We start from the raw sequence: 24,580 nt of genomic DNA, 5'->3' as shown, positions 1-24,580 counted from the left end.
ATTGTCACCCTAGTCCGATGGCGTGAGCCATGCCACCAAAGGAGTAAACCCGACCCGGTTTGCGCTGGATCAAGGACGCTGGCATAAAAAAGGCGGCCCGCAGGCCGCCGATCCGATGAGAGGGCTCAGTAAAAGGTGCGCCCCTCGGCCGCCATGCTTTTAAGCCGCTCGCACGGGGCGAAACGATCGCCAGCGCGCTGTTGGTAGTGCTCAAGCCGCCCGACCAGATGGGCGATACCGAGGCAGTCCATATAGCGGAACGGGCCACCGAGGAAGGGGGGAAAGCCGATGCCGAAGATGGCGCCGATGTCACCGTCACGAGGCGAGGCGATCACCCCGCCATCGAGCGCGATGGCCGCCTCGTTGAGCATCATCAGCACGCAGCGCTCGGCCAGCTCCGCCTTGGGCAGCTTGGCCTGCGGCTTGACCCCGAGCAGATCGTAGACACTCTCGTCCACCTGTTTCTTGCCCTTCTTGGCCGCCTTGCCATAGAGGTAGAACCCCTTGCCGTTCTTGCGCCCCTTGCGATCGGCCTTGAGCAGCTTGTCAAACGCCGCCGGCGCCTGGAAGCGCTCGCCGCCGAGCTCCTGCTCCAGGATCGGGGAGATCTTGGCCCCCACGTCGATGCCCACTTCGTCGAGCAGGTTGATGGGGCCAACCGGAAAGCCAAAATCGAGCAGGGCCCCGTCGAGCACCTCCACCGGCTCCCCTTCCAGCACCAGGCGCGCCGCCTCGTTCATGTAGGGGGCCAGGATGCGGTTGACGTAGAAGCCCGCCTCATCCTTGACCACGATCGGGGTCTTACCCTGGGCCCTCGCGAACGCCAGGGTGGTGGCCACCGTCTCGGCACTGGTGCCGGCGTGGGGGATGATCTCGGCCAGCGGCATCTTGTCGACCGGGCTGAAGTAGTGCAGCCCCACCACCCGCTCGGGATGCGCCGCCTTAGCGGCAATCTGGCCGATCGGCAGCGACGAGGTGTTAGAGGCAAAGATGGCCTGCTGGGTCTCGCGCTCGATGTCCGCCACCATCTGCTGCTTGAGGGCGAGATCCTCAAACACCGCCTCGACCACCATGTCGATACGATGAAAGCCCGAGTAATCCACGGTGCCCGACAGCATGCTCATCTGCTTTTCCAGCTCGCTGCGCAGAATGTGGCGGCGCTTGAGCTTTTTGGCCAGCAGATCGTAGCTGTAACGCAGGGCATTGCTGATCCCGCCCTGGGCCACGTCCTTGATCCGCACCGGCAGCCCCGCCTTGCTGGTGGTGACATACGCGATGCCGCCCCCCATCAGGCCGCCGCCAAGCACGCCCACATGACCCACCTTACGCGGGGCGGCCCCCTGGTAGCTCACCTCTTTTTTCATCTCTGTGGTGGCAAAGAACAGGGAGCGCAGGGCGGCGGACTCCGGCGTCATCACCAGCTCGCCGAAGCGGCGCGCCTCGGCGGCCAGCCCGGCCTGCATCCCCTCCTCCACCCCGATGCGGATCACCTCGAGGATGCGCTCCGGCGCCGGGTAGTTGCCGCGGGTCTTGGCCATCACCCCCTTGCGGGCCTGATCAAACAGCACCTTGCGGCCCAGCTTGTTGGTCTCGAGCAGCTTGCCTTGCAGATCGCGCTTGAGCTCGCGCTTGGGCTTGCCCTGCTTGACTCGCTTGATGGCGGCTTCGAGCAGTATGCTCGGCGCCACCACCTCATCGACCAGACCGAGCTTCTTGGCCTGCTTGGCACGCACCTGCTTGCCGGTGAGGATGAGATCGAGCGCCTTGGCCACGCCGATGAGACGCGGCAGGCGCTGGGTGCCGCCGGAGCCCGGCAGCAGGCCGAGTTGCACCTCAGGCAGGCCCAGCACTGTCTTGCCGTGATCGGTGGCGATCCGGCCGTGGCAGGCCAGCGCCAGCTCCAGCCCGCCGCCAAGGCAGGGGCCGTGGATGGCGGCGATCACCGGGATCGGCAGCGCCTCGATCTCGCCAAACAGGAGCTGCCCCTCACGGGCCAGCTGCTCGGCGTCATCGGCGCTCTGGCAGGCTGCCAGCATGCCGATATCGGCGCCGGCGATGAAGGAGTCCGGTTTGCCGGAGCGGATCACCAGGCCGATGAGATCCTTGTTGGCCCGGATCTGGGCCAGCACGCCACGCACCTCGTCAGCGAAGGCGGCCTTGAGGGTATTCATGCTCTCGCCCGGCACATCCATGGTGAGCAGGCCGATGCCGTCTTTGCGGATCTCGAGGGTAAAGCTCTTTTGTTCCATCTTGGTTCTCCTGCCCTTATTCCACTTCCAGCACCATGGCGGCGCCGAGGCCACCCGCCGCACAGGCGGTGTTGAGCCCCAACCCGCCGCCACGACGGCGCAGCTCGTTGAGGGTCTGGGTGATCATGCGCGCGCCAGTGGCGGCGAAGGGGTGGCCATAGGCCAGCGACCCGCCCAGCACGTTGAACTTCTCCATGTCCACCTCGCCGATGGCCTGATCCCGGCCCAGCTTGTCACGGGCAAACTCGTGGCTGGCGAACATCTTGAGGTTGGCCAGGGTCTGGGCGGCAAACGCCTCGTGCATGTCGATGAGGGTGAGATCGCTTAAGGTGATGCCGGCGCGATCCAGCGCGAGCGGGGTAGCGTAGGAGGGGCCCATCAGCATGTCTTGCCACACGTCGATGGCCGAGAAGGCGAAGCTGCGGATGTAGCCAAGCGGCTCGAGGCCAAGCTCGCGGGCGCGCCCCTCGCGCATCAGCATGACGGCGGCGGCGCCGTCGGTGAGCGGGGTAGCGTTGGCGGCGGTCACCGAGCCATGCACCCGGTCAAACACCGGTTTGAGCTTGGCGTAGCTGGCCAGATCCGACCCTTCGCGGATGTTGTTGTCACGCTCGAGGGCGGCGCGGTAAGGGGGCACGTGGGCGGCGAACACCTCGCCGGCCAGCTTGCCTTCGGCCCAGGCCTGGGCGGCCAGGGTGTGGGAGCGGTGGGCCAGCTCATCTTGCGCGGCGCGGCTGATGCCGTGGGTCTTGGCCATCTGCTCGGCGGTCTGCCCCATGGAGAGGCCGGTGGAGTACTCGGCCACCGCTGGCGGCACCGGCAGCAGATCCTTTAGGCGCAAGCGGCGCAGAATATTGAAGCGCTGCTGGAGGTTGCGCGCCTTGTTGAGATCGACCAAGGCACGCGCCAAAGACTTGCTCACACCGATGGGCAGCACGGAGGAGGAGTCGGCGCCGCCAGCGATGCCGATGTCGATGGTGCCGGCCATGATCGACTCGGTGACGTTGGCGACCGCCTGGAAACTGGTGGCACAGGCGCGCGACACGCTATAGGCATCGGTCGAGACGCTCATGCCGGTACCGAGCACGATTTCGCGGGCGATGTTCGGCGCCTCGGGCATCTGCACGACCTGACCAAAGACCAGTTGTTCGATGAGGGCGGGATCGAGATCCACCCGGGCGAGCATCTCGCCCACCACCAGCTTGCCGAGATCCACTGCCGGCACGCCGTGGTAGGCGCTGGCCTGTTTGGCAAAGGGGGTACGCAGCCCCGCCACAACGGCAATCCGTTCGCCCTGGCGGGTGGTCAGTTTCAATGGCTTGTTCATCCTGGCTCCTTGTTGGAAGAGGTCTGACCTCACGGGCGACATGTTAACAATCCAATCACAAGTTTCATACAGGTGATTGAAACAATTTTGCCATCGATCACTCTATGCCGATTGCGCGGCTCGGCACTGGTGATGCGAGGGGCCCTGGAGTATAAAAAGAGCAACCCCGATAAAAAACAACGAGTTCCACTATGCCTCAGCCCCAGTTCAGCCAACTGCGCCAGCGCCTCAACGAACAGGTGCTGGGGCAGCCCGATCTTGTCGACGGCCTGCTCATCGCCCTGTTGTGCGAGGGGCACGTGCTCATCGAGGGGGCGCCTGGTTTGGCCAAGACCCGGCTGGTCAAGGCGCTCGGTGCGGCGCTTGAGGGGCGCTTCGCCCGTATCCAGTTCACCCCGGATCTGCTGCCGGCGGATCTCACCGGCTCCGAGGTGTTCCACCCCCAGGATGGCAGCTTCGTGTTTCAACCCGGCCCCCTGTTTAACCACCTGATCCTCGCCGACGAGATCAACCGAGCGCCCGCCAAGGTGCAATCAGCCCTGCTCGAAGCCATGGCCGAGCGGCAGATCACGGTGGGCAAGAAGAGCTGGCGCCTGCCGCCGCTGTTCATGGTGGCGGCGACCCAAAACCCCATCGAGCAGGAGGGCACCTACCCCCTGCCGGAGGCCCAGCTCGACCGCTTCCTGCTCAAGCTCAAGGTGAACTACCCGGATCCGGCATTGGAGCTGGCCATCCTGCGCCAGCACCGCCAGGGGGAGCCCGCCCCTGACGCCAGCCGCCAACTGGGACTCGAGAGCCTGCAAGAGGCGCGCCGCCAGGTGCTCGCCGTCGAGATGCAGCCGCGCCTCGAGCAGTACATCGTCCACTTGGTGTGCGCCAGTCGCCAGGACCCGAGCGGCCTCATCGCCTACGGGGCCAGCCCGCGGGCTACCCTGGGGCTGGCCCGCGCCGCCCGTGCCCGCGCCTGGCTCGAAGGGCGCGCCTTCGTGCTGCCCGAGGACATCTCGACGCTGGCGCTCCCCCTGCTGCGCCACCGGCTGCTGCCCAGCTACCCGGCGCTGGCCCAAGGGCTCGACGGGGACGCGCTGGCCCGCCAACTGCTGGAGCGGGTGCCATGCCCCTGAGCGAGGCGGCCCTGCTCGGCGATCCCCTGCTGGCCCTGCCGCTGGCGCGGCTGCTGGCCACCCGCTCGCTGGCTCGCCTCGCCCCCGAGCGGCATACCCCGCAGCACAGGGGGCGCTTCGCTCGCCAGCCCGGCCTCACCTTCAAGGAGCTGCGCCCCTACCAAAGCGGCGACGAGGTGCGCCACATCGACTGGCGGGTCACCGCCCGCCTCGGCCGCCCCCACACCCGCCTCTATCACGACGAGCAGGAGCAGACCTGCGCCGTGTGGCTCGACTTGGGGCGCGACATGTATTTCGGCTCCCGCGTGCAGCTAAAAGCGCGCCTCGGCGCCGAGCTGGCCGCCGCCCTGCTCTGGCAGGGGCTGGGGCGCCCGCTCTGGTTGCAGGCCGGGGATGGCCCAGCCCTGGCCCACGCCCGCCGCCCAGAGCCACTGCTAGCCGAGCTGTGCGCTCGCTACACCCAAGGGCTGGCCCACCGCGAGGCGGCCCAAGCCCTGCCAGCGCACCAACGCCTGCCCGATGGCTGCGCCCTGCACCTCATCACCGACCGGCGCACACCTCCCCCCTTATTGCACTGGATGGGCCAGCTAGCCCGGCGCCACCCGCTGCGGCTGTGGCAAATTGTCGATCCCCTCGAGCTGGCGCTGCCGCCCCACGCCAGATTGCCGGTGACCAGCCACACCGGGCGCGGCTGGCTCGATGGCGAGCGCCGCCATGACTATGCGGCGGCGGCCCGCGCCCAGGATGAGGCGCAACTGGCACAACTGCTGCCCTTGGTCAAGCGCCTCTATCGCCTCGACAACGGCCGGCCGCTGGCCGAGCAGTGGCAGGAGGGGCCATGTCGACTGATCTGAGCTGGCTCGCCCAGCTGCGCGATATCCACCCAGCCCCTCCGCTCGACGAGGGGCGCCTCACGGCGTTATCACTCCTGCTGGTGCTGCTCGCCTTGCTGCCGCTGCTCATCCGGGTGCGCCAATGGCGGCGCCGACGTGCCTGGCTGCGACACTGGCAGGCGGCCACCTGGCCCGAGCGCCACGCCGCCCTGCGCCGCCTCACCGCCAGCCGCTGGCCCGATCTGGCCACCCAGCCGACCCCGGCTTGGCTCGCCGCCCTCGAGACCCGCTGCGGCGCCCGCCTCAGCGGCTGGGCTCCCGAGTGGGATCGCTGGATCTATGGCGCCCTGCCGGTGCCACCTTCGGCGGCGCAGGCGATCGAAGCCGCCCTGCCGCGCCTGCTGGCGGCCTGCCCGGCCCCGCTCAGGTGGCAGCCATGAGCGGCGCCCTCACCCTGGCCTGGCCGTGGGCGCTGCTGGCGCTGGCCCTGCCGCTGCTGATCCGCTTTGGAGCGCCGCCACGGCGCCACGACGCCCTACACCACGACGGCTTTGCCCGTCTGTGGCGCGCCCCGGATGGCCGAGAGTGGCCTGCCCTGCTCGCCTGGTGCGCCCTGGTGCTGGCCCTGTGCCGGCCGCTGTGGCTGGCGCCGCCACAGACCGAGTGGACGCCCAGCCGCGATCTGCTGTTGGCGGTCGATCTCTCCGACAGCATGCGGGCCGAAGACATGCTCGACGGCGCCCGTCAGCAGAGCCGACTTGAGGCGGTGCGTCGACTGGTGGGGGAGCTGATCCGCGCCCGCCCCGGCGATCGCATCGGCCTCATCGTGTTTGCCGATCACGCCTACCTGCTGGCGCCGCTGACCCGGGACCATGCCGCCCTGCTCACCCTGGCCGACGAGCTCGACTTCGATCTAGCCGGGCGCACCACCGCCATCGGCGAGGCGCTCGCCGTGGCCCGCCAACACCGCACCCGCGCAGCCCCCACCGCCGTGCTGCTCATCACCGATGGGCGCAACACGGCTGGGGATGCCGATCCCCTTGAGCAGGCCAGGGCGGCGGCCCAGGAGGGGCTACGCCTTTACACCCTGGGGGTGGGAGCCGATCCCGACGCCCCCTTGCTGCCCCCCGAGCAGCGCGATCCTAGCAGCGAACTGGACGAGCCCCTGCTGCGCGAGCTGGCCGCCATCGGCCAGGGACGCTACTTTCGCGGCCGCTCGGCCGGGGATCTCGGCGCCATGAACCGTACCCTGACCCACCTCGAGCCCACCGCCGCGCCGCGACTGCGCGCCCAGCCAAGCCAGGAGCTCTACCCCTGGCCACTGGCGCTGGCCCTGCTGCTGCTCACCCCCGGACTTGGCCGCTGGCCGAGGAGGCATCATGGGTGATCTCACCTTGCTGCGCCCCCTGTGGCTGCTGGCCCTGATCCCCTGGCTGATCTGGTGGTGGCAGGCTCGCCGCCGCCCTCCCCTGTTTGCCCCTGTGCTGGCCCGTTACCTGCGCGCCCCCGAGCAGGCCACCCCACCCTGGCGCCCGCTGGCCGCGCTGCTGATGATCCTGGCCCTCAGCGGCCCCGCCCTGCCCGGCGCGGCGCCCCCCCAAGCCGCGCCGCCTCTCGATATCTGGCTGCTCGATCTCTCCCGCTCCATGCTGGCGACCGATCTCTCGCCCGATAGAGCCACCCGGGCCCGCCTGCTGCTGCAAGCCCAGCTCGATCAGCCGCAGGCGCGGCGCATCGCCCTCATTCTGTTTGCCGCCGACGCCTATCTGGTGCAACCGCCAAGCGAGGACAGGGAGGCGCTGCGCCGCCTCCTGCCGGATCTGCGCCCCGACGTGATGCCAATAGCCGGCAGTGCCCCCGAGCGCGCGGTGCAGCTGGCCCTGGCGCGCTTTGCCGATCAGGCCCCAGCGCGCCTGCTGCTGGTGACCGACGCCATCACCGCCCCCCAGCGCGACGCCATCCGCGCCAGCTGGCCCTGCCGGGGGCTCAGCCTGCTGCGCTGCCAGGCGCCACGCCTCGATATCGTGCTGCTTTCGGGCGACGGGCCGGTGCGTCTGGCGGGTGAGCCGGGCCGCCCCCGCCTGCCGGCGCCGGATCGCGCCGCCATCGCCGCCTTGGCCGAAGAGACGGGCGGGCGCCTTATCACCGATCCCCAGACGCTCACCCTCACTAGCGCCGGCCCCCTGAGCGCCCCCCCGCAGCAGGGCTGGCGCGAGCTCGGCCCCTTCCTGCTGCTGCTGTTGCTCCCCTTTGCCTTACTGGCCCGCCGTGGCCAGCTCTGGCTCCTGCTGGCAGCGCTGCTGCCGCTGGGAGTGCCCCACGCCGATGATGCCCATGGCCTGCTTTTTTATCAGGAGGGGCACTACCGGGCCGCTGCCGAGGCCTTTGATGACCCCCTCTGGCGCGGCAACGCCTGGTACCGCGCCGGGGAGTATCAGCGCGCCGTTACCGCTTACGGCATGAGCCAGAGCGTCACCGCCCACTACAACCGGGGCAACGCGTTGGCCCGCCTCGGTCGGCTCGACGAGGCGATCGCCGCCTATCTGGTGGCGCTGGCCCTCGACCCCGCCCACACCGATGCCCGCTTCAACCTCGCCCTGCTGCAACGCCGTCAGCAGCAACAGGCGCACAGCGCCGCCACAGCGCCATCCGATCAACCCGAGCCCGCCACGGCCAAGGGGGCTCCCCCCCTGTCGGCACCGCCGGTCATCCTGCTCAAGGAGCGACTGCGCAAGCTGGCCGAGCGAGCAGCGCCACCCCCCAAGGGGGAGCCATGGTGAGGCGCCTGCGGCTGTGCGCCCTACTGCTGTGCGTCCTGACGCTCCTGGCGCCCGCCGAGGCGCGCCTGCTCAGTCAGGTGATCCCAAACCAACAGGGCTGGCTGCTGGTGCTGGAGCAAGAGGGCCGCGCCGCCCCCGATGCCCTTCAAGTGACGCCGCTGCTGCGCCACTTCGTGGTCGGGCGCGTCAGCCGCAGCGACATCATCACGGCGCAGCGCCACTTCACCCGCTGGCAGATCCCGCTCAGCCTGCCGCCGGGCCGGGCAGAGCCTTGGCCGCTCATTCCCCCCCTGCGGGTCGGCAACGAGCAAACCCCTTCCCTGTCGCTGCCCCCCCTGCAAGGGGTGACGAGCGCACCGGCGCCAGCCCCCCGCATCAGCCAGCAGGCCGTGCTGGAGGAAGGGGATCGCTTCTGGGTCGGGCAGCCCTTTGTCTACCGGCTCACCATCACCCTGCCCGAGACGGTGGAGCGCCCCGGCCTCGACGAACTGCACGCCGCCGGCTTTCGGGTGCGCCGCCTCGGCGAGGATCGCTGGACCCCGCCCTCCATGCCGGGCCAAGCGGGCCAGATTGAGCGGCGCTGGCTGGTGCAGGCCCTGCAAAGCGGCCGCTTCTGGCTCGAGGCGCCGCGCCTGAGCGCCACCCTGCCCGCCGGAGAAGACCAGCCGGCGCAGCAGTTGAGCGGGCGCGCCGCGCCGCTGCCGGTCACCATCATGGCCACCCCGCCGCTGCCGGTGGCGGCCCGGCTCACCCTGAGCCAGCAGATAGCACCCCCGGCCGCGCTGCACCCCGGCGAGCCGCTCATTCGCACCCTGCGCATCGACTGGCAGCAGGGGGACATGAGTGCACTGCGCCTCCCTGCGCCGCAGCTGCCCGATCTTCTGGTGCTGCCCGATGGCGAGCAGACCCACGAGCGCTACCTGGCCAGCGGCCAACTGGTCGGCCAGCGCACCCTGCGCCAGGCCATCACCGCCCGCGAGCCGGGCGAGTACCATCTGCCGGCCATCGCCCTGCGCTGGTTCAATACCGCCACCGGGCAAATCGAGACGGCGCGGCTGCCTGCCGTGCCCTTCACCGTGCTCGCCGCCCCCGATCAGTCCGCCTCCCGCCACTACGGACTGCTCGAGCTGGTCGCCCTGCTGCTGCTCATCAAGGGATTGCGCCCCTGGCTCATCCCCTGCTGGGATGCCACCCGCCTCTATGGCGCGCTGAGCGACTCACCCGAGCAGAGCCGCGCCGCCTGGCGCACTTGGCTCAGGCGCCGCGCCCTGCCCCCCTATCCGTCGCTGCCAGAGGCTCTGGCCGGCGCCGTCGATGAGCTCGAGCGCGCCTGCTTCGGCCCGCCCGCCCCCTGGGAGCCCTCTCGGCTGCGCCGGGCGCTGCGCCGCCACTGGCGTTGGCTGCTCACCCCCACCAAGGCTGCTGACACGGCGCAGGAGCAGGGATAGACTGGGCCATCACCCTAGGAGTCTTCCCCATGTTCGGCATCCATGATCTGGCCCTTTTCATCGCCTCGTCCCTGCTGCTCAACCTGATGCCGGGGCCCGACTCCTTACTGGTGATGCTGCGCACCGCAGGTCAGGGCTGGCGCGCCGGGGTGGCCGCCACCTGGGGGATCGGCAGCGGCATCATGGTACATGTGCTGTGCGCCACCCTCGGGCTTTCGGCCCTGCTCGCCGCCTCGGCCCAACTGTTTGCGCTGGTCAAGCTGGCCGGCGCCCTCTATCTGGTCTATCTCGGCCTCACCCTATTGCGCCACCACGCCGCCGTTCGCGATAGCGCCCCCCTGCCCGCCATGCCCCTGTGGGCCATCTACCGCCAGGGCATGCTGACCAATGTGCTCAACCCCAAGGTGGCGCTCTTTTTTCTCGCCTTCATGCCCCAGTTCATCGATCCGAGTGGTCAGCAGCAGGGGCTGGCCTTCATCCTGCTTGGGGGTATTTTCAATCTGGGGGGCATGATCTGGTGCCACCTGCTGGTGCTGATCACCGCGACCGCCCGCCACCGGCTGCACCTGCCGGCTCGCTTCAAACGCGCGCTCGAGCGGCTGATCGGCGCCCTGTTTCTCGCCTTCGGCATCCGGCTGGCCATCAGTTAGCCGCCGCCAGCGGGCAATTCTTTCGCCAATTGGGCCCGACTGCTTAATAACCCTGCACCCGCAGAGTTGTTTAGCTCTGCCTAACATCAGATAATACCGGCCGCATTCACTCCGGATATCCCATTACTCTGATGACTGAATATCTGCTCCTGTTGATCAGCACAGTGCTGGTCAACAACTACGTTCTGGTGAAATTCCTGGGGCTGTGTCCCTTCATGGGGGTGTCGAGTAAGCTCGAGACCGCCATCGGCATGGGGCTGGCCACCACCTTCGTCATTACCCTGGCCAGCGCCTGCGCCTATCTGGTCGAGCACTACATTCTGCTGCCCCTCGGCATCGGCTACCTGCGCATTCTCGCCTTCATCCTGGTCATCGCCGTGGTGGTGCAGTTCACCGAGATGGTGGTGCACAAGACCAGCCCAAGCCTCTATCGCCTGCTCGGCATCTTCTTGCCGCTCATCACCACCAACTGCGCCGTGCTCGCGGTGCCGCTGCTCAACGTCAACAGCAACCACGACTTCATCCAGAGCGTGCTCTATGGCTTTGGCGCCGCACTGGGCTTCTCCCTGGTGCTGGTGCTGTTTGCTGCCATGCGCGAGCGGCTGGTTGCCGCCGACGTGCCTGCGCCGTTTCGCGGCGTCTCGATTGCCATGATCACCGCCGGTCTGATGTCGCTCGCCTTCATGGGCTTCACCGGCCTCATCAAGATGTAACCTCATGATCCATATTTTGTTTGTCATTCTGGTGCTGACCCTGCTGGCGCTCGCCTTCGGGGTCATACTGGGCTTCGCCGCGGTCAAGTTCCGCGTCGAGGCCGACCCCATCGTCGACCAGCTCGACGCCCTGCTACCCCAGACCCAATGCGGTCAGTGCGGCTACCCCGGCTGCAAGCCCTACGCCGAGGCGGTCGCCGGCGGCGACGCCATCAACAAGTGCGTGCCCGGCGGCGAGCCGACCATGCGCAAGATTGCCGAGCTGATGGGGGTCGAGCCCCAGCCGCTCGGTGGCGATGAGAGCGCCGTGCCCGTCAAGAAGGTGGCCTTCATCCATGAGGATCAGTGCATCGGCTGCACCAAGTGCATCCAGGCCTGCCCGGTCGACGCCATCATCGGCGCCACCAAGGCGATGCACACCGTCATCAAGGAGGAGTGCACCGGCTGCGATCTCTGTGTCGCCCCCTGCCCGACCGACTGCATCGAGATGATCCCGCTGCCGACCACGGTCGATAACTGGAAGTGGAACCTCGCAGCCGTACAGATCCCGGTCAAGGTGGTGGAGTAGTCATGCAAGCTATCATCGAACGCATCAAGGCCGGGGCCATGTGGGATTTCCATGGTGGCATCCATCCCCCAGAGAACAAAGCGCAGTCCAGCCATCAGCCAATCCGCGAAGCGGGTCTGCCCCCTGAGTTGATCATCCCTGTGCGTCAGCACGCCGGCCCCGCCGGTGAGCTGCTGGTTCAGGTGGGAGATCGGGTCAAGAAGGGGCAGCCCCTGACCAGCTGGCAGGGTGGACGAACGGTGCCGGTGCATGCCAGCACCTCGGGCACCATCACCGCCATCGGCGAGCAGACCGTGGCCCACCCCTCCGGCCTCTCGGATCTCTGCATCACCCTGGTTCCCGATGGGGAAGAGAGCTGGTGCCCGCGCGATCCGCGCCCGGATTACTGGAACCTCGAGCGCAGCGAGCTGCTGGCGCGCGTGCAGCAGGCGGGGATCGCCGGCCTTGGTGGCGCCGTATTCCCGACCCACAGCAAGCTCGACGGGCGCGGTCAGCGCACCGAGATCCTCATCATCAACGGCCTCGAGTGCGAGCCCTACATCACCACCGACGATCGCCTGATGCGCGACTACGCCACCGAGGTGATCGAGGGGATCCGCGTGCTGCGCCACCTGCTTGGGCCCAAGCTCTGCCTCATCGGTATCGAGGACAACAAGCCCGAGGCGATTGCCGCCCTCACTGCCGCCATCGGCGAGCATGACCAGGACATCATGGTGCGGGTCACCCCCACCAAGTACCCCTCGGGGGGCGCCAAGCAGACTATCGAGATCCTGACCGGGCGCCAAGTGCCCAAAGGGGGCCGGGCGGTCGACATCGGCATCATGGTGCTCAACGTGGCCACCGTGTTCGCCATCAAGCGCGCCATCGTCGAGGGAGAGCCCCTCATCGAGCGGCTGGTCACCCTGACCGGCGAGACCTTCCGCCAGCCCGGTAACGTCTGGGTTCGCCTCGGCACCCCGGTGCGCTGGCTGTTGCAGCGCTTCGAGCTGCAACCCGAGGCCGAGCAACGGGTCATCATGGGCGGCCCCATGATGGGCTTTACCCTGCCCCATGCCCGGGTTCCCGTGGTCAAGGCGACCAACTGCCTGCTCGCCCCGAGCCGGGCCGAGCTGCCGCCCCCCGGCCCCGAGCAGGCCTGTATCCGTTGCAGCGCCTGCGCCGATGCCTGCCCGGCCACCCTGCTGCCCCAGGAGCTTTACTGGTACAGCCGGGCCCGCGAGTACGACAAGGTCGAGGCGCTCAACCTGTTTGACTGCATCGAATGCGGCGCCTGCGCCTGGGTCTGCCCAAGCGAGATCCCGCTGGTGCAGTACTACAAAATTGCCAAAGACGACATCCGCGAGAGCCGCGCCGAGGCCGAAAAGGCCGAACGGGCCAAGGCCCGCTTCGAAGCCAAACAGGCCCGTTTCGAGCGCGAGAAGGCGGCCCGCGAGGCGCGCCACGCATCCGCTGCCGCCAACCGCCGCCAAGTGCTGACCGAGGCGGCGGGCGGCGACGATCCGGTGGCCGCCGCCCTGGCCAGGGTCAAGGCCAAGCAAAGCGGGCTCACTACCCAAGGTGCCCTGCCCGGCGGCGCACCGGATAACGAGGCGGTGATCGCCGCCCGCGCAGCCCGCAAGCGCGAGGCCGAGGCCCGCCGCGCCGCCAAGCTGGCCGAGCAAGGCACCGCCGCCACGACGCAGGCCTCTGACGCGGCCCCCCTCGATGCTGACGCAGCCAAGAAGGCGGCGCTCGCCGCTGCCCTGGCCCGTGCTAAGGCCAAGAAGGCCGCCAGTGCGCACAGCGAGACGCCTGCCGACGTGCCGAGCACAAGCCGCGACGCGGCACCGGCGCAGCCGACTCCAGCCCCCGCTTCAACCGAGAGCGAAAGCCACGACGATCCCGAGGCGCGTAAAAAAGCGGCCGTGGCCGCCGCCATCGCCCGTGCCAAGGCCAAGAAGGCCGCCAGTGCGCACAGCGAGACGTCTACCGACGCGCCGAGCGCAAGCCGCGACGCGGCACCGGCGCAGCCGACTCCGGCCCCCTCTTCAACCGAGAGCGAAAGCCAGGACGATCCCGAGGCGCGCAAAAAAGCGGCCGTGGCCGCCGCCATCGCCCGCGCCAAGGCCAAGAAGGCCGCCAGTGCGCAGAGCGAGACGCCTGTCGACGCGCCGAGCGCAAGCCGCGACGCGGCACCGGCGCAGCCGACTCAGGCCCCGGCCCCCACTTCAACCGAGAGCAGCGACGATCCCGAGGCGCGCAAAAAAGCGGCCGTGGCTGCCGCCATCGCCCGCGCCAAGGCCAAGAAGGCCGCCAGTGCGCACAGCGAGGAGCCTGCCGACACGCCGAGCGCAAGTCGCGACGCGGCACCGGCGCAGCCGACTCAGGCCCCGGCCCCCGCTTCAACCGAGAGCAGCGACGATCCCGAGGCGCGTAAAAAAGCGGCCGTGGCCGCCGCCATCGCCCGTGCCAAGGCCAAGAAGGCCGCCATGACCCAATCCAATCCAACGACTGCTGACCACGAGGTGGGTGACTGATGTTCAAAATTGCGAGTGCCCCCTTTGCCCATAACCGCAAGCAGACCAGCACCATGATGGGGCTGGTGCTGCTGGCCTGCCTGCCGGGGCTGCTGGCCCAGAGCTGGTTCTTCGGCTGGGGTACCCTCATCCAACTGCTGCTCGCCACCCTCACCGCCTGCGTGAGCGAGGCGCTGATCTTGCGCCTGCGTCGCCGCCCTGTGCTACCGGCACTGTGGGACGGCAGCGCCGTGGTCACCGCCGTGCTCATCGGCCTTTCCCTGCCCCCCTTCGGCCCTTGGTGGCTGGTGGTGCTCGGCACCGCCTTTGCCATCATCGTCGCCAAACAGCTCTATGGTGGGCTCGGCCAGAACCTGTTCAACCCGGCCATGGTCGCCTACGTGCTGCTGCTGGTCTCGTTCCCGGTGCAGATGACCAGCTGGCTGCCCCCTGAAGGGGTGCGCGCCATGGAGCTGGGCATGGGCGATGCGCTTGCCACCATCTTCAGCGGCCACAGCCTCGACGGCTACAGCATGGCGCAGCTGCGCATGGGGGTGGACGGCACCACCATGGCCACCCCGCTCGATACCCTCAAGACCGGCCTCACCCAAGGGCTGACCGTGCCCGAGATCATGCGCGCCCCCCTCTATGAGGGATGGGGCGGCATCGGCTGGAACTGGGTCAACCTCGGCTATCTGCTGGGCGGCCTGTTCCTGTTGCAGCAGAAGGTGATCAGCTGGCGCATCCCGGCGGCCGTACTCGCTGGCCTGCTCGGCGCCGCCGTGCTGGGCTGGCTGGTGACCCCGGATACCACCGCCTCCCCCATGCTGCACCTGTTTAGCGGCGCCACCATGCTGGGGGCTTTCTTCATCGCCACCGATCCGGTCAGCGCCAGCACCACGCCGCGTGGGCGCCTCATCTATGGCCTCCTCATCGGTGTCACCGTCTACCTTATCCGCCGTTTCGGCGGCTATCCGGATGCGTTTGCCTTCGCCGTGCTGCTCGCCAACCTGTGCGTGCCGCTCATCGATAGCCTGACCCGTCCCGCCGTCTATGGCCAACGCAAGGGGGCGCGCAAATGATCGGCAGCATGAGTAAGAACGGCGCCATCCTCGGCGCTTTTGCCTTGGTCTGTACCGCCGTGGTAGCACTGACCAATGAGCTCACGGTCGAGCGCATCGAGCAGCAGCGCCAGCAGGAGAAGCTGGCGACCCTGTCGGCCCTGCTGCCGGCCGGCAGCTATGACAACGATCTGGTAGGCAGTTGCCGCCTGGTGACCAGCGCCGAATACCTCGGCAGCCCCAAGCCGATGCCCCTCTATGTAGCCCGGCAAGGGGACACCATCACCGGCTATGCGCTGGAAACCATCGCCCCCGACGGCTACAGTGGCGCCATCCGCCTAGTGGTCGGCTTCACCCAGGAGGGCACCATCACTGCGGTGCGCACCCTGGAGCACAAGGAGACACCGGGCCTTGGTGACAAGATTGAACTGAAAAAATCCAACTGGATCGAGCGCTTCAAGGGCCGCTTCTTACGCCCCGACAACGAGGCCAGCTGGGCGGTGAAAAAAGATGGCGGCGAGTTTGACGCCTTCACCGGCGCCACCATCACCCCGCGCGCCGTAGTCAAAGCGGTCAAGCGGGTCTTGATGCTGCAAGCCCGTCACCCCGAGCTGCTCGAGCGCGCACCGGCCTGCGCTCAGGGAGAGTAACGATGAACCAAGAGATCAAGAATCTGTGGCAACAGGGGCTGTGGAAGAACAACCCGGCTCTGGTGCAGGTGCTGGGCCTGTGCCCCACCCTGGCCGTCACCTCGACCCTGACCAATGCGCTGGGGCTGGGGTTGGCCACGCTGGCAGTGTTGACCTGCTCCAACCTCGCCATCTCCCTGGTGCGCCACCTGGTGCCCAAGGAGATCCGCATCCCGGTCTATGTGCTGATCATCGCCGCGCTGGTGACCTGCGTGCAGCTGCTGATGAACGCCTATACCTACAGCCTCTATCAGGCGCTGGGCATCTTCATCGCCCTCATCGTCACCAACTGTGTCATCATCGGTCGCGCCGAGGCCTATGCGGTGAAAAACGCCCCCCTCTATGCGGCCATCGATGGCTTCATGATGGGGCTGGGCTTTACGCTGGTGCTCTGCACCCTGGGCGCCATGCGCGAGATCATCGGCATGGGCACCCTGTTTGACGGCGCCGATCAGCTGCTCGGTAGCTGGGCCAGCGTGCTGCGCATGCAGATCCTGCCGGCCGACTCGGCCCTGATGATCGCCATCCTGCCCCCCGGCGGCTTCATCGGGCTGGGGCTGCTCATTGCCGCCAAGAACGCCATCAACGACTGGCGCGGCAAGCAGGCCGTCACCGAGCGAGCCCACTGCGCCGTCCCAGCATCTGGGGCGCGTGCTACCGAGCTGTAACGGAGAAGACGTGAACAACCAAAAACGCAGACAGATCCTGGAGCGACTGCGGGAAGCCGAGCCCCACCCGACCACCGAGCTGCACTTTAGCTCGCCGTTCGAGCTGCTCATCGCCGTACTGCTGTCGGCCCAGGCCACCGACGTGAGCGTCAACAAGGCCACCGCCAAGCTCTACCCCGTCGCCAATACCCCGGCCGCCATGCTGGCGCTCGGCGTGGAGGGGGTGAAGGAGTACATCAAGACCATTGGCCTGTTCAATACCAAGGCCGAGAACGTCATCAAGACCTGCGCCATTTTGCTCGAGCGCCACGGCGGTGAGGTACCGGAGAACCGCGAGGCGCTGGAAGCCCTGCCCGGCGTCGGCCGCAAGACCGCCAATGTGGTGCTCAACACCGCTTTCGGCTGGCCCACCATCGCCGTCGACACCCACATCTTCCGCGTCTCGAATCGAACCGGTTTCGCGGTGGGCAAGAACGTCGATCAGGTGGAAGAGAAACTGCTCAAGGTGGTGCCAGCCGAGTTCAAGCTCGACGTACACCACTGGCTGATCCTGCACGGGCGCTACACCTGTCTGGCTCGCAAACCCCGCTGCGGCTCCTGTATCATCGAGGATCTGTGCGAATTTAAAGAAAAAATCTACCCGGAGGGATAACCATGAGAATCCTGCACACCATGCTGCGCGTCGGCGACCTGCAACGTTCCATCGACTTCTACACCCGCGTGCTGGGCATGAAGCTGCTGCGCCAGAGTGAGAACAGCGAGTACAAGTACACCCTGGCCTTCGTCGGCTACGGCGACGAGAAGGATCAGGCGGTCATCGAGCTGACCTACAACTGGGGGGTGAGCGAGTACGATCTGGGCTCCGCCTATGGTCACATCGCCCTGGAAGCGGATGACATCTACGCCACCTGCGAGGCCCTGCGTGCCGCCGGTGCCAAGATCACCCGTGAACCGGGCCCGGTCATGGGCGGCACCACCGTCATCGCCTTCGTCGAAGATCCGGACGGCTACAAGATTGAGCTGATCGCCAAGAAAGATGCCGGTATGGGACTGGGCCAAAGCGCCTAATCTTCACACCACAGGGGCGCCATCATGGCGCCCTTTCTGTGACTGGCCGAGCCCCATTCGATGATCGGCCCTCTTTTTCTCTTCCCACCCGCCTCCTGCGTCACGCCATAAAAAAACGGGGCCCTGAGGCCCCGTCTGCATCTATCGGTTACGGCTTGTTCACCAGATTAGTGAACTCGTCGCCCTTGGTGTGGCGCACATCCTTTCCTTTAACGAAGTAGATGATGTACTCGCAGATGTGCTGGCAGCGATCGCCGACCCGCTCGATGGCGCGCGCCGCCCACAGGACGTTGAGCACCTGGGGGATGGTGCGCGGATCTTCCATCATGTAGGTCATCAGCTCGCGAATGACCGACTCGTAGTCGCGATCCACCTTGTCATCTTCCTGATAGACGGCGATGGCGGCGTCGAGATCCATGCGCGCGAAGGCGTCGAGCACGTCGTGCAGCATCTTGATGGTGCGCCGGCCCATGCTCTCCAGCGACACCAGCGGCGGCTGCGGCTTGTTGGCGTTGTCGGTCAGCATGCGGGCGATCCGCTCGGCCACATCACCGATGCGTTCGAGCTCGGCGATGGTCTTGATGATGGCCATCACCAGACGCAAGTCAGACGCGGTCGGCTGGCGCTTGGCGATGATGCGGGTGCACTCCTCGTCGATGGCCACCTCCATGGCATTGACCTTGTGGTCGCTGCCGACGATGCGGCGCGCCGCATCGAGATCCTGATCGTGAATGGCCGCCAGCGCATCGGTCAGCTGCTGCTCGACCAGCCCCCCCATCACCAGCACCTGGTTGCGCACGTTTTCCAGCTCGGTATTGAACTGCCCCGAGATATGTTTGCCGAGATTCATATTGTCCATGTCGAAATCCTTAAACCGGGTGCGATTATGCCTTAGCCGTAACGGCCGGTGATATAGTCCTCGGTCTTCTTCTTGGCCGGGGTGGTGAAGATGGTGTTGGTGTCGGTGTATTCGATCAGCTCGCCCATGTACATGAAGGCGGTCTGATCCGACACCCGGGCCGCCTGCTGCATGTTGTGGGTGACGATCACCACGGTGAACTGCTTCTTGAGCTCGTTGATCAGCTCCTCGATGGTCAGGGTCGAGATGGGATCGAGCGCCGAAGTCGGCTCATCGAGCAGCAGCACTTCCGGCTCGATGGCGATGGCGCGGGCGATCACCAGACGCTGCTGCTGACCGCCGGAGAGGCCGAAGGCGTTCTCGTGCAGGCGATCCTTGGCCTCCTCCCACAGGGCGGCGCCACGCAAGGAGCGCTCTACCGCCTCGTCCAGGGTGCGGCGATCGTTGATCCCTTGCAGGCGCAGGCCATAGACCACGTTCTCGTAGATCGACTTCGGGAACGGGTTAGGGCGCTGGAACACCATGCCGACCCGGCGGCGCAGGGCGGCGACATCCACGCTCTTGTCATAGATGTTGTTGCCATGCAGCAGGATCTCCCCCTCAATGCGGCAGCTCTCCACCAGATCGTTCATCCGGTTGATGCAGCGCAGCAAGGTCGACTTACCGCAGCCGGAGGGGCCGATAAAGGCGGTTACCTGCCCCTTGGGGATCTTCATCTCAATGTTGTAGAGCGCCTGCTTGTTGCCGTAGTAGAGATCCAGCCCCTTCACTTCCAGCGCGGTCTGCTCGGCCGGCAGGTTGGCCAGATCCAGCGCCTTGGGCTGCTGCATGGTGGTATTGACGTTGATCATGGTTACCTCGAATCAGTGCTAGGGGGCCGGATTAGTTATCCAGCGCCTTGAATTTTTCACGCAGGTGGTTACGGATGGCGATGGCGGAGAGGTTGAGCCCCACGATCACGGTCACCAGCAGGAAGGAGGTGGCATAAACCAGCGGGCGCGCCGCCTCCACATTGGGGCTCTGGAAGCCCACGTCATAAATATGGAAGCCCAGGTGCATGAACTTGCGCTCCACGTGCAGGTACGGGAAGTTGCCATCCATCGGCAGGGTCGGTGCCAACTTCACCACCCCTACCAGCATCAGGGGGGCCACCTCGCCGGCAGCCCGGGCGATGGCCAGGATGAGGCCGGTCATGATGGCCGGGCTCGCCATGGGCAGCACGATGCGCCACAGGGTCTCGGCCTGAGTGGCGCCGAGCGCCAGTGAGCCGTGACGGATGGCGCTCGGGATACGGGCCAACCCCTCTTCGGTCGAGACGATCACCACCGGCAGGGTGAGGATAGCCAGGGTCAGCGCCGACCAGATGACGCCGGGAGCGCCGAAGGTGGGGCTCGGCAGCGCCTCGGGGTAGAACAGCCGATCGATGCTGCCGCCCAAGGTGTAGACGAAAAAGCCGAGGCCAAATACGCCGTAGACGATAGAGGGGACGCCGGCGAGGTTGATTACCGCGATACGGATGAACTTGGTCATCACGTTCTTGCCGGCGTACTCATGCAGGTAGACCGCCGCCACCACCCCGAGCGGAGTGACGATGATGGCCATCAGGATCACCATGAAGACGGTGCCGAAGATGGCTGGGAACACCCCACCCTCGGTGTTGGCCTCGCGCGGCTCGCCACCGATGAACTTGCCAATCTGGTGGAACCAGTGGCCAATCTTGGCCAGCAGGCTCATCTGGTTCGGCCAGGTGACGTCGAGCACCTTAGAAAGCGGCATGGTGACCGCCTCACCGCGCATGTCGGTGACGGTCACGCTGTCGCGCCCGGCATCGGCGCGCAGGGCAAACAGCTCCTTCTCCAGCACCTGATAGTCCGCCTGCAACTGAGCCCGCTCGGCGCTCAGCTCGCGCTTGAGCTCGTCGCTTAACCGCCCTTCCAGCTCGGCCTTGCGCTCCTTGAGGCGCAGCTTCTCGAGCTGGTAGTTGATGGCCCCTATCTTGCCCTTTTGCAGGCTGTCCGCCTGGGCGTTGAGGCCGACGGCGCGGTTAATGGCCGCCACGAACGGCTGGTGCAGATCGCCGCTGACCGCCTGACCGTCGACGGTCAGCGCCGTGACGGTGCCGTAGAAGTTACCGTTGGTGGTGCGCTCGATCACCGCCAGCTCGGCCGGCTGACGGCGCGCTGCGATGTCGCTCTCCAGTATCCAGCGAAAGTCGAGGTCGACAAATTCGCGGTTACCGGTCTTGATGAGGTAGCGGGTGAGCCACTCGCGGCTCTCCCCCTCGGGCAGCAACCGACCGGCATCACGCAGCCGCTCGGTCGGCACCTGCTCTTGATCGTAGAGCTCACCAATCACCAGATGGGGCTGCCCGTTCTGATCCTTGACCTGCCACTCATAGATGGGGTGCGGCCAGAAGTAGACCAGACCACGCCAGCCGATGAGCAGCAGCAGGCCCAATACCGCCACCAGACTCATGCTCACGGCGCCACCGGTCATCCAGATCCAGGGAGCCCCTGTTTTAAACCACTTTCCCATTGCTTGATTCCTCGCCCTTACAGGGAGCTGTATTTTTCACGCAGACGCTGACGGATGAACTCGGCGAGCGTGTTGAAGACAAAGGTGAAGACGAACAACACGAAGGCCGCAAGGAACAGCACCCGGTAGTGGGAGCTGCCAACCTCGGACTCGGGCATCTCGACCGCGATGTTGGCGGCCAGAGTACGCAGCCCCTGGAACATGGAAAAATCCATGATGGGGGTGTTGCCGGTGGCCATCAGCACGATCATGGTCTCGCCCACGGCGCGGCCAAGGCCGATCATCACCGCCGAGAAGATGCCGGGGCTGGCGGTGAGGATCACCACCCGGCTCAAGGTCTGCCACGGGGTGGCGCCGAGAGCGAGCGACCCCAGCGTCAGGTGCTTGGGCACCGAGAAGACGGCGTCTTCGGCGATGGAGAAGATGGTCGGGATGACCGCAAAGCCCATGGCAATCCCCACCACCAGCGAGTTGCGCTGGTCAAACTTGACGCCCGCCTCGTTGGTCAGCCAGATACGGGTATCACCGTGGAAAAAGAGGGTCTCGAGCAGCGGGCTCAAGCCAAACGCGCCCCACCCGATCAAGATCAGCACCGGCACCAGCAAGATGGCCTGCCACCCCTCCGGCACCCGCTGGCGCATGCGCTCGGGCAGGGTCTGCCAAGCCATGGCGGTCAGCAACATGCCAAGGGGCAGCACGACGAGCAGCAGCACCACGCCGGGCAGGTTGTCTTCTACCAGCGGTGCCAGCCAGAGCCCGGCTAGGAAACCCAGGATCACGGTCGGCAGGGCCGCCATGATCTCGACCGTGGGCTTGACCACCTTGCGCAGACCCGGCGACATGAAATACGCGGTGTAGACGGCGCCCGCCACCCCGAGCGGCACCGCAAACAGCATGGCGTAGAAGGAGGCCTTGAGGGTCCCGAACGCCAGCGGCACCAAGCTCAGCTTGGGCTCGAAATCGTTACTGGCGGAGGTGGACTGCCACACGAACTGGGGCTCAGGGTAGCCTTCGTACCACACCTCCTGCCACAGGGCCGACCAGGTCACCTCGGGGTGGGCATTATCCACCGTGAACGCCCTGATACCGCTGCCCTGCTCCACCAGCAGCAAGTTATTGCGCGGCGAGAGGGCCACCCCGTTGAGATCGCGGGCGTCGAGCTGCTCGCTCAGCAGGCGGGTCTCACCCGTGGTGTGGAAGAAATCGACCGTCCCCTTACTGGTGGTGGCCACAAACCCCTTACGGTGGGTCTCAACCGCCAACTCGCTGACCGGGCCGGAGGCCGCAAAGTCGCGGATATGGGTAAACTCGCGCTTGCCCCCCTTGGCCACCTCGAACCACTGGGAGATGACGCCGTTGTCATTGCCCACCAGCAGCGAAGAGGCGCCGGAGAGCAGCGCCACCTTGGTGACGTTGCCGCCCTGGGCGTTGATCTCCAGCACATTGCGCAAGGTGATATCGTCGGGTTTGCTGATGTCATAGACCGACAGACGGTTGCCCTCGCGCAAAAACAGGGTGCGCAGGTTCGGGGTCATCAACATCTGATCGACGTGGCGCGGCAGGGTCGGGATGGTGTAGTTGCTGCTGCTCCACTCCACCTCGCCAGAGAGGAAGTTCTGCTCGCCACTGAGCACCGTCATCACGCCGCGCCCATCTTCCGTTAGCGCCGCCGCCACCATCTTGTCGCTACCGGCCTCAAGGGCCAGCAGACGCAGCGGCTTGCCTTGGGGATCGATCTGCATCGGCTCGTCGCCAAACGGGTGCTTGAGCTCGGGGACGATCACCCGGGTGTCATTGGGATAGCTGACAGCAAAACCGGGACGCAGGATCTCGACCCTTCCGTCCGCTCGGCCATAGGCGATCACCTCTTCATCACCATGGCTACGCGCCACACTGCTGATACCGCCAGCCAGTTGCTGTTTGGTAATCAACTGACCGGCAGTGAAGCCATTGCCCGCCTTGAGGGCAAAGAAGCTCACCTGCCCCTGGTCACCGAAGCGAAAACCGATCTCATTTTGCTCTTCACTACCTAGCCAGGCAGTGCGATCACTCGCCGGTACCTGCACCGTGCTCAGCGGCTCGATGGAGGCCCCATGAAAGAGGGGTTTGACCACATAGAGGAGGTAGAAAAAGATGAGCAAGAGCGCCACCAGCACCAGGGAGCCCCCGGTGGTGACGCCGTACTTCATCAATAAGTCCTTGATCCGACGCTTCTTACTGCCGGTCATGACCAAGGCGATGGATTCCGATGACATGCAAGACCTCAAGATGGTTTGGGCATGGGCGCGATTATATGGCGGTAAAATGACAGTAATGTTACATGACGTGCGAACACTCGGGGCCTCTCCCCCGATTGGGTCAGTCACAGGGGGCTCCCTGGGTGTTACGCTCCTCCTCACGGCCCCCCTTCCCACCAACCTCAGCGGACGGTGGCTCACGAGCCGATCCCCCCCGCCCCGTCTGGAGCAAGGGATTGTAGCGCAATAGCAGGCGGCGCTTGTGCCCCTCACCCTGCCGGCGCCCCTATTTTGTGAGGAGTAAGATGGAGATCATCACCCTACCCGAGCGCACTGTACTGGCCCAGACCCACACCCTGACCCTGGCCCTGGCCGAGGTGGGCCTGCGCAGCGCAACGACCTGCCCTGCCCTCGAGCAGCTCGCCCGGCAGCTTGGGCTGACCATCGACGGCCCGTGGCAGTTTGTGGCCGAGGGGCTGCCCGAGCGCGCCGATCACCCCTTCACCCTGCGCATCTGCCTGCCGGTACAAGGGGAACACCCGGCGCTAACCCGACTCCCGGCCTGCCGCTGTGCCCGCCGCCTCTATCAGGGGCCGCTCAACGCCCTGTTTGAGCAGGGCTACTCACCGCTGCTGGCGGCCATTCGGGCCGAGGGGCGGCCCCTGATCGGCGAGAGCCGCGAGGTGTACCACCACTGGGCGGGGCCCGATAGCCCCGACAACCGCATCGAGATCCAGTTCGTGCTGGCCTGACGCCTGCTCAAGGCAGAGTGAGCAGGGTCGGCACCCGCCCCCATGCACTGAGCAGGGTGCGCAGATCGGCCTGCTCCAGCACCCAGGTCTCGGTGTTGATGAGTGGATGGCACTGCACCAGAGGGGCCTCCCACACCCGGCGCTCCAGCACCAGCTCCACCTGATGGGCCCCGTCGTTGACCAGCGCGAGCAGGGTCACGGCGCCAGGCTCGACCCCAAGATGGCGGCGCAGCCGCTCGGGCGAGGCAAACGAGAGGCGGCGGGTGCCTAGCCGCTCGGCCAGCGCCACCAGATTGACCGGCGCCTGTTCGTCTGCCACCACCAGCAGCAGGCGTTGACCACGGCTCTCTTTTAAAAACAGATTCTTGACCCTCAGCCCAGGCAGATCTCCCACCAGGGCGCTGGCCTGCTCGCAGGTCATGGCCGGTGCGTGCACCCGCCCCTCGACCCGGACGCCAAGATGCGCCAGTTGCGCCGCCAGTTGCTCCCTGTCCACCCTCACTCCTTTTTGCTCATGCCCATAA

Annotated in this window: 23 protein-coding genes; 16 read left to right on the top strand and 7 right to left on the bottom strand. The window is 66.6% G+C overall.

Annotation, left to right across the window (positions count from 1 at the left end):
* Positions 1-125: 125 nt before the first annotated feature.
* On the bottom strand, positions 126-2,249 hold the full coding sequence (fadJ, locus tag FE240_RS07255) for a fatty acid oxidation complex subunit alpha FadJ (protein WP_193003967.1): 2,124 nt from the start codon (positions 2,247-2,249) through the stop codon (positions 126-128).
* A 16-nt stretch (positions 2,250-2,265) separates the two neighbouring features.
* Positions 2,266-3,576 (bottom strand): acetyl-CoA C-acyltransferase FadI, encoded by a 1,311-nt coding sequence (gene fadI, locus FE240_RS07250; RefSeq protein WP_193003966.1) that lies wholly within the window; start codon positions 3,574-3,576, stop codon positions 2,266-2,268.
* A 191-nt stretch (positions 3,577-3,767) separates the two neighbouring features.
* On the opposite strand from fadI, the gene FE240_RS07245 reads away from it, so the two are divergent.
* From FE240_RS07245 to gloA, 15 genes are all read left to right on the top strand, one after another.
* A complete protein-coding gene (locus FE240_RS07245; RefSeq protein ID WP_193003965.1) occupies positions 3,768-4,700 on the top strand; it encodes an AAA family ATPase in 933 nt (310 codons plus the stop codon).
* On the top strand, positions 4,691-5,554 hold the full coding sequence (locus FE240_RS07240) for a DUF58 domain-containing protein (RefSeq protein WP_193003964.1): 864 nt from the start codon (positions 4,691-4,693) through the stop codon (positions 5,552-5,554). The genes FE240_RS07245 and FE240_RS07240 overlap by 10 nt, the downstream gene beginning before the upstream one ends.
* Positions 5,539-5,973 carry a hypothetical protein gene (locus FE240_RS07235; protein WP_193003963.1) on the top strand — a complete coding sequence of 145 codons (435 nt, stop codon included), beginning with the start codon at positions 5,539-5,541 and terminating at the stop codon, positions 5,971-5,973. Before FE240_RS07240 ends, FE240_RS07235 begins: the two co-directional genes overlap by 16 nt.
* The gene (locus FE240_RS07230; protein WP_193003962.1) at positions 5,970-6,920 is read left to right on the top strand and encodes a VWA domain-containing protein; all 951 of its coding nucleotides are present in this window, start codon (positions 5,970-5,972) and stop codon (positions 6,918-6,920) included. The genes FE240_RS07235 and FE240_RS07230 overlap by 4 nt, the downstream gene beginning before the upstream one ends.
* Positions 6,913-8,313 carry a VWA domain-containing protein gene (locus FE240_RS07225; protein WP_193003961.1) on the top strand — a complete coding sequence of 467 codons (1,401 nt, stop codon included), beginning with the start codon at positions 6,913-6,915 and terminating at the stop codon, positions 8,311-8,313. Before FE240_RS07230 ends, FE240_RS07225 begins: the two co-directional genes overlap by 8 nt.
* Positions 8,307-9,761 (top strand): BatD family protein, encoded by a 1,455-nt coding sequence (locus FE240_RS07220; RefSeq protein ID WP_193003960.1) that lies wholly within the window; start codon positions 8,307-8,309, stop codon positions 9,759-9,761. Before FE240_RS07225 ends, FE240_RS07220 begins: the two co-directional genes overlap by 7 nt.
* Before the next feature lie 29 nt (positions 9,762-9,790).
* Positions 9,791-10,411, top strand: coding sequence for a LysE family translocator (locus tag FE240_RS07215; protein ID WP_193003959.1), 621 nt, complete (start codon positions 9,791-9,793; stop codon positions 10,409-10,411).
* A gap of 131 nt (positions 10,412-10,542) precedes the next feature.
* Positions 10,543-11,124: an electron transport complex subunit RsxA gene (gene rsxA / locus FE240_RS07210; RefSeq protein WP_042048150.1), complete on the top strand. Its 582-nt coding sequence runs from the start codon at positions 10,543-10,545 to the stop codon at positions 11,122-11,124.
* Between the two features lie 4 nt (positions 11,125-11,128).
* A complete protein-coding gene (rsxB, locus tag FE240_RS07205; protein ID WP_193003958.1) occupies positions 11,129-11,692 on the top strand; it encodes an electron transport complex subunit RsxB in 564 nt (187 codons plus the stop codon).
* Positions 11,693-11,694: 2 nt separating this feature from the next.
* The gene (rsxC, locus tag FE240_RS07200) at positions 11,695-14,208 is read left to right on the top strand and encodes an electron transport complex subunit RsxC (RefSeq protein ID WP_193003957.1); all 2,514 of its coding nucleotides are present in this window, start codon (positions 11,695-11,697) and stop codon (positions 14,206-14,208) included.
* Positions 14,208-15,269: an electron transport complex subunit RsxD gene (rsxD, locus tag FE240_RS07195; protein ID WP_042048152.1), complete on the top strand. Its 1,062-nt coding sequence runs from the start codon at positions 14,208-14,210 to the stop codon at positions 15,267-15,269. Before rsxC ends, rsxD begins: the two co-directional genes overlap by 1 nt.
* On the top strand, positions 15,266-15,898 hold the full coding sequence (gene rsxG / locus FE240_RS07190; RefSeq protein ID WP_193003956.1) for an electron transport complex subunit RsxG: 633 nt from the start codon (positions 15,266-15,268) through the stop codon (positions 15,896-15,898). The genes rsxD and rsxG overlap by 4 nt, the downstream gene beginning before the upstream one ends.
* 2 nt (positions 15,899-15,900) lie before the next feature.
* The gene (locus FE240_RS07185; RefSeq protein ID WP_193003955.1) at positions 15,901-16,605 is read left to right on the top strand and encodes an electron transport complex subunit E; all 705 of its coding nucleotides are present in this window, start codon (positions 15,901-15,903) and stop codon (positions 16,603-16,605) included.
* A gap of 10 nt (positions 16,606-16,615) precedes the next feature.
* Complete coding sequence (gene nth / locus FE240_RS07180; RefSeq protein ID WP_193003954.1) at positions 16,616-17,257, top strand: endonuclease III; 642 nt, start codon at positions 16,616-16,618, stop codon at positions 17,255-17,257.
* A 2-nt stretch (positions 17,258-17,259) separates the two neighbouring features.
* Positions 17,260-17,673 carry a lactoylglutathione lyase gene (gloA, locus tag FE240_RS07175; RefSeq protein WP_193003953.1) on the top strand — a complete coding sequence of 138 codons (414 nt, stop codon included), beginning with the start codon at positions 17,260-17,262 and terminating at the stop codon, positions 17,671-17,673.
* Positions 17,674-17,821: 148 nt separating this feature from the next.
* On the opposite strand, the gene phoU is transcribed toward gloA, so the two are convergent.
* Genes phoU through FE240_RS07155 form a run of 4 tightly spaced genes read right to left on the bottom strand, consistent with a single transcriptional unit; the run spans position 17,822 to position 23,322 of the window.
* Complete coding sequence (gene phoU, locus FE240_RS07170) at positions 17,822-18,532, bottom strand: phosphate signaling complex protein PhoU (protein WP_193003952.1); 711 nt, start codon at positions 18,530-18,532, stop codon at positions 17,822-17,824.
* Positions 18,533-18,564: 32 nt separating this feature from the next.
* Complete coding sequence (gene pstB / locus FE240_RS07165; protein WP_042048159.1) at positions 18,565-19,383, bottom strand: phosphate ABC transporter ATP-binding protein PstB; 819 nt, start codon at positions 19,381-19,383, stop codon at positions 18,565-18,567.
* A gap of 31 nt (positions 19,384-19,414) precedes the next feature.
* A complete protein-coding gene (gene pstA, locus FE240_RS07160; RefSeq protein WP_193003951.1) occupies positions 19,415-21,067 on the bottom strand; it encodes a phosphate ABC transporter permease PstA in 1,653 nt (550 codons plus the stop codon).
* Positions 21,068-21,084: 17 nt separating this feature from the next.
* Entirely contained in the window at positions 21,085-23,322 is a 2,238-nt protein-coding gene (locus tag FE240_RS07155) for an ABC transporter permease subunit (protein ID WP_193003950.1), read from the bottom strand.
* A 287-nt stretch (positions 23,323-23,609) separates the two neighbouring features.
* Between FE240_RS07155 and FE240_RS07150 the strand changes: the two genes are divergently transcribed.
* Positions 23,610-24,056, top strand: a complete 447-nt coding sequence (locus FE240_RS07150) for a GyrI-like domain-containing protein (protein WP_193003949.1) — start codon at positions 23,610-23,612, stop codon at positions 24,054-24,056.
* Positions 24,057-24,063: 7 nt separating this feature from the next.
* Here FE240_RS07150 and FE240_RS07145 read toward each other — a convergent pair whose 3' ends face one another.
* Positions 24,064-24,552, bottom strand: coding sequence for a prolyl-tRNA synthetase associated domain-containing protein (locus FE240_RS07145; RefSeq protein WP_226799050.1), 489 nt, complete (start codon positions 24,550-24,552; stop codon positions 24,064-24,066).
* Between the last annotated feature and the right edge of the window lie 28 nt (positions 24,553-24,580).

This window comes from Aeromonas simiae (assembly GCF_014892695.1).
GTDB classification, from domain to species: Bacteria; Pseudomonadota; Gammaproteobacteria; order Enterobacterales; family Aeromonadaceae; genus Aeromonas; species Aeromonas simiae.
The sequence above is the reverse complement of the archived record's forward strand: the minus strand, read 5'-3'. Positions and strand labels throughout refer to the sequence as shown.

Excerpts from the sequence above, each read along its gene's own strand:
- FE240_RS07215 (WP_193003959.1), top strand. The coding sequence starts at position 9,791 with ATGTTCGGCATCCATGATCTGGCCCTTTTCATCGCCTCGTCCCTGCTG.
- rsxD (WP_042048152.1), top strand. The coding sequence starts at position 14,208 with ATGTTCAAAATTGCGAGTGCCCCCTTTGCCCATAACCGCAAGCAGACC.
- phoU (WP_193003952.1), bottom strand. The coding sequence starts at position 18,532 with ATGGACAATATGAATCTCGGCAAACATATCTCGGGGCAGTTCAATACC.
- rsxA (WP_042048150.1), top strand. The coding sequence starts at position 10,543 with ATGACTGAATATCTGCTCCTGTTGATCAGCACAGTGCTGGTCAACAAC.
- FE240_RS07225 (WP_193003961.1), top strand. The coding sequence starts at position 6,913 with ATGGGTGATCTCACCTTGCTGCGCCCCCTGTGGCTGCTGGCCCTGATC.
- rsxB (WP_193003958.1), top strand. The coding sequence starts at position 11,129 with ATGATCCATATTTTGTTTGTCATTCTGGTGCTGACCCTGCTGGCGCTC.
- rsxC (WP_193003957.1), top strand. The coding sequence starts at position 11,695 with ATGCAAGCTATCATCGAACGCATCAAGGCCGGGGCCATGTGGGATTTC.
- rsxG (WP_193003956.1), top strand. The coding sequence starts at position 15,266 with ATGATCGGCAGCATGAGTAAGAACGGCGCCATCCTCGGCGCTTTTGCC.
- pstB (WP_042048159.1), bottom strand. The coding sequence starts at position 19,383 with ATGATCAACGTCAATACCACCATGCAGCAGCCCAAGGCGCTGGATCTG.
- gloA (WP_193003953.1), top strand. The coding sequence starts at position 17,260 with ATGAGAATCCTGCACACCATGCTGCGCGTCGGCGACCTGCAACGTTCC.
- fadJ (WP_193003967.1), bottom strand. The coding sequence starts at position 2,249 with ATGGAACAAAAGAGCTTTACCCTCGAGATCCGCAAAGACGGCATCGGC.
- FE240_RS07245 (WP_193003965.1), top strand. The coding sequence starts at position 3,768 with ATGCCTCAGCCCCAGTTCAGCCAACTGCGCCAGCGCCTCAACGAACAG.
- FE240_RS07240 (WP_193003964.1), top strand. The coding sequence starts at position 4,691 with ATGCCCCTGAGCGAGGCGGCCCTGCTCGGCGATCCCCTGCTGGCCCTG.
- FE240_RS07220 (WP_193003960.1), top strand. The coding sequence starts at position 8,307 with ATGGTGAGGCGCCTGCGGCTGTGCGCCCTACTGCTGTGCGTCCTGACG.
- fadI (WP_193003966.1), bottom strand. The coding sequence starts at position 3,576 with ATGAACAAGCCATTGAAACTGACCACCCGCCAGGGCGAACGGATTGCC.
- FE240_RS07185 (WP_193003955.1), top strand. The coding sequence starts at position 15,901 with ATGAACCAAGAGATCAAGAATCTGTGGCAACAGGGGCTGTGGAAGAAC.
- FE240_RS07150 (WP_193003949.1), top strand. The coding sequence starts at position 23,610 with ATGGAGATCATCACCCTACCCGAGCGCACTGTACTGGCCCAGACCCAC.
- FE240_RS07235 (WP_193003963.1), top strand. The coding sequence starts at position 5,539 with ATGTCGACTGATCTGAGCTGGCTCGCCCAGCTGCGCGATATCCACCCA.
- FE240_RS07230 (WP_193003962.1), top strand. The coding sequence starts at position 5,970 with ATGAGCGGCGCCCTCACCCTGGCCTGGCCGTGGGCGCTGCTGGCGCTG.
- FE240_RS07155 (WP_193003950.1), bottom strand. The coding sequence starts at position 23,322 with ATGTCATCGGAATCCATCGCCTTGGTCATGACCGGCAGTAAGAAGCGT.
- pstA (WP_193003951.1), bottom strand. The coding sequence starts at position 21,067 with ATGGGAAAGTGGTTTAAAACAGGGGCTCCCTGGATCTGGATGACCGGT.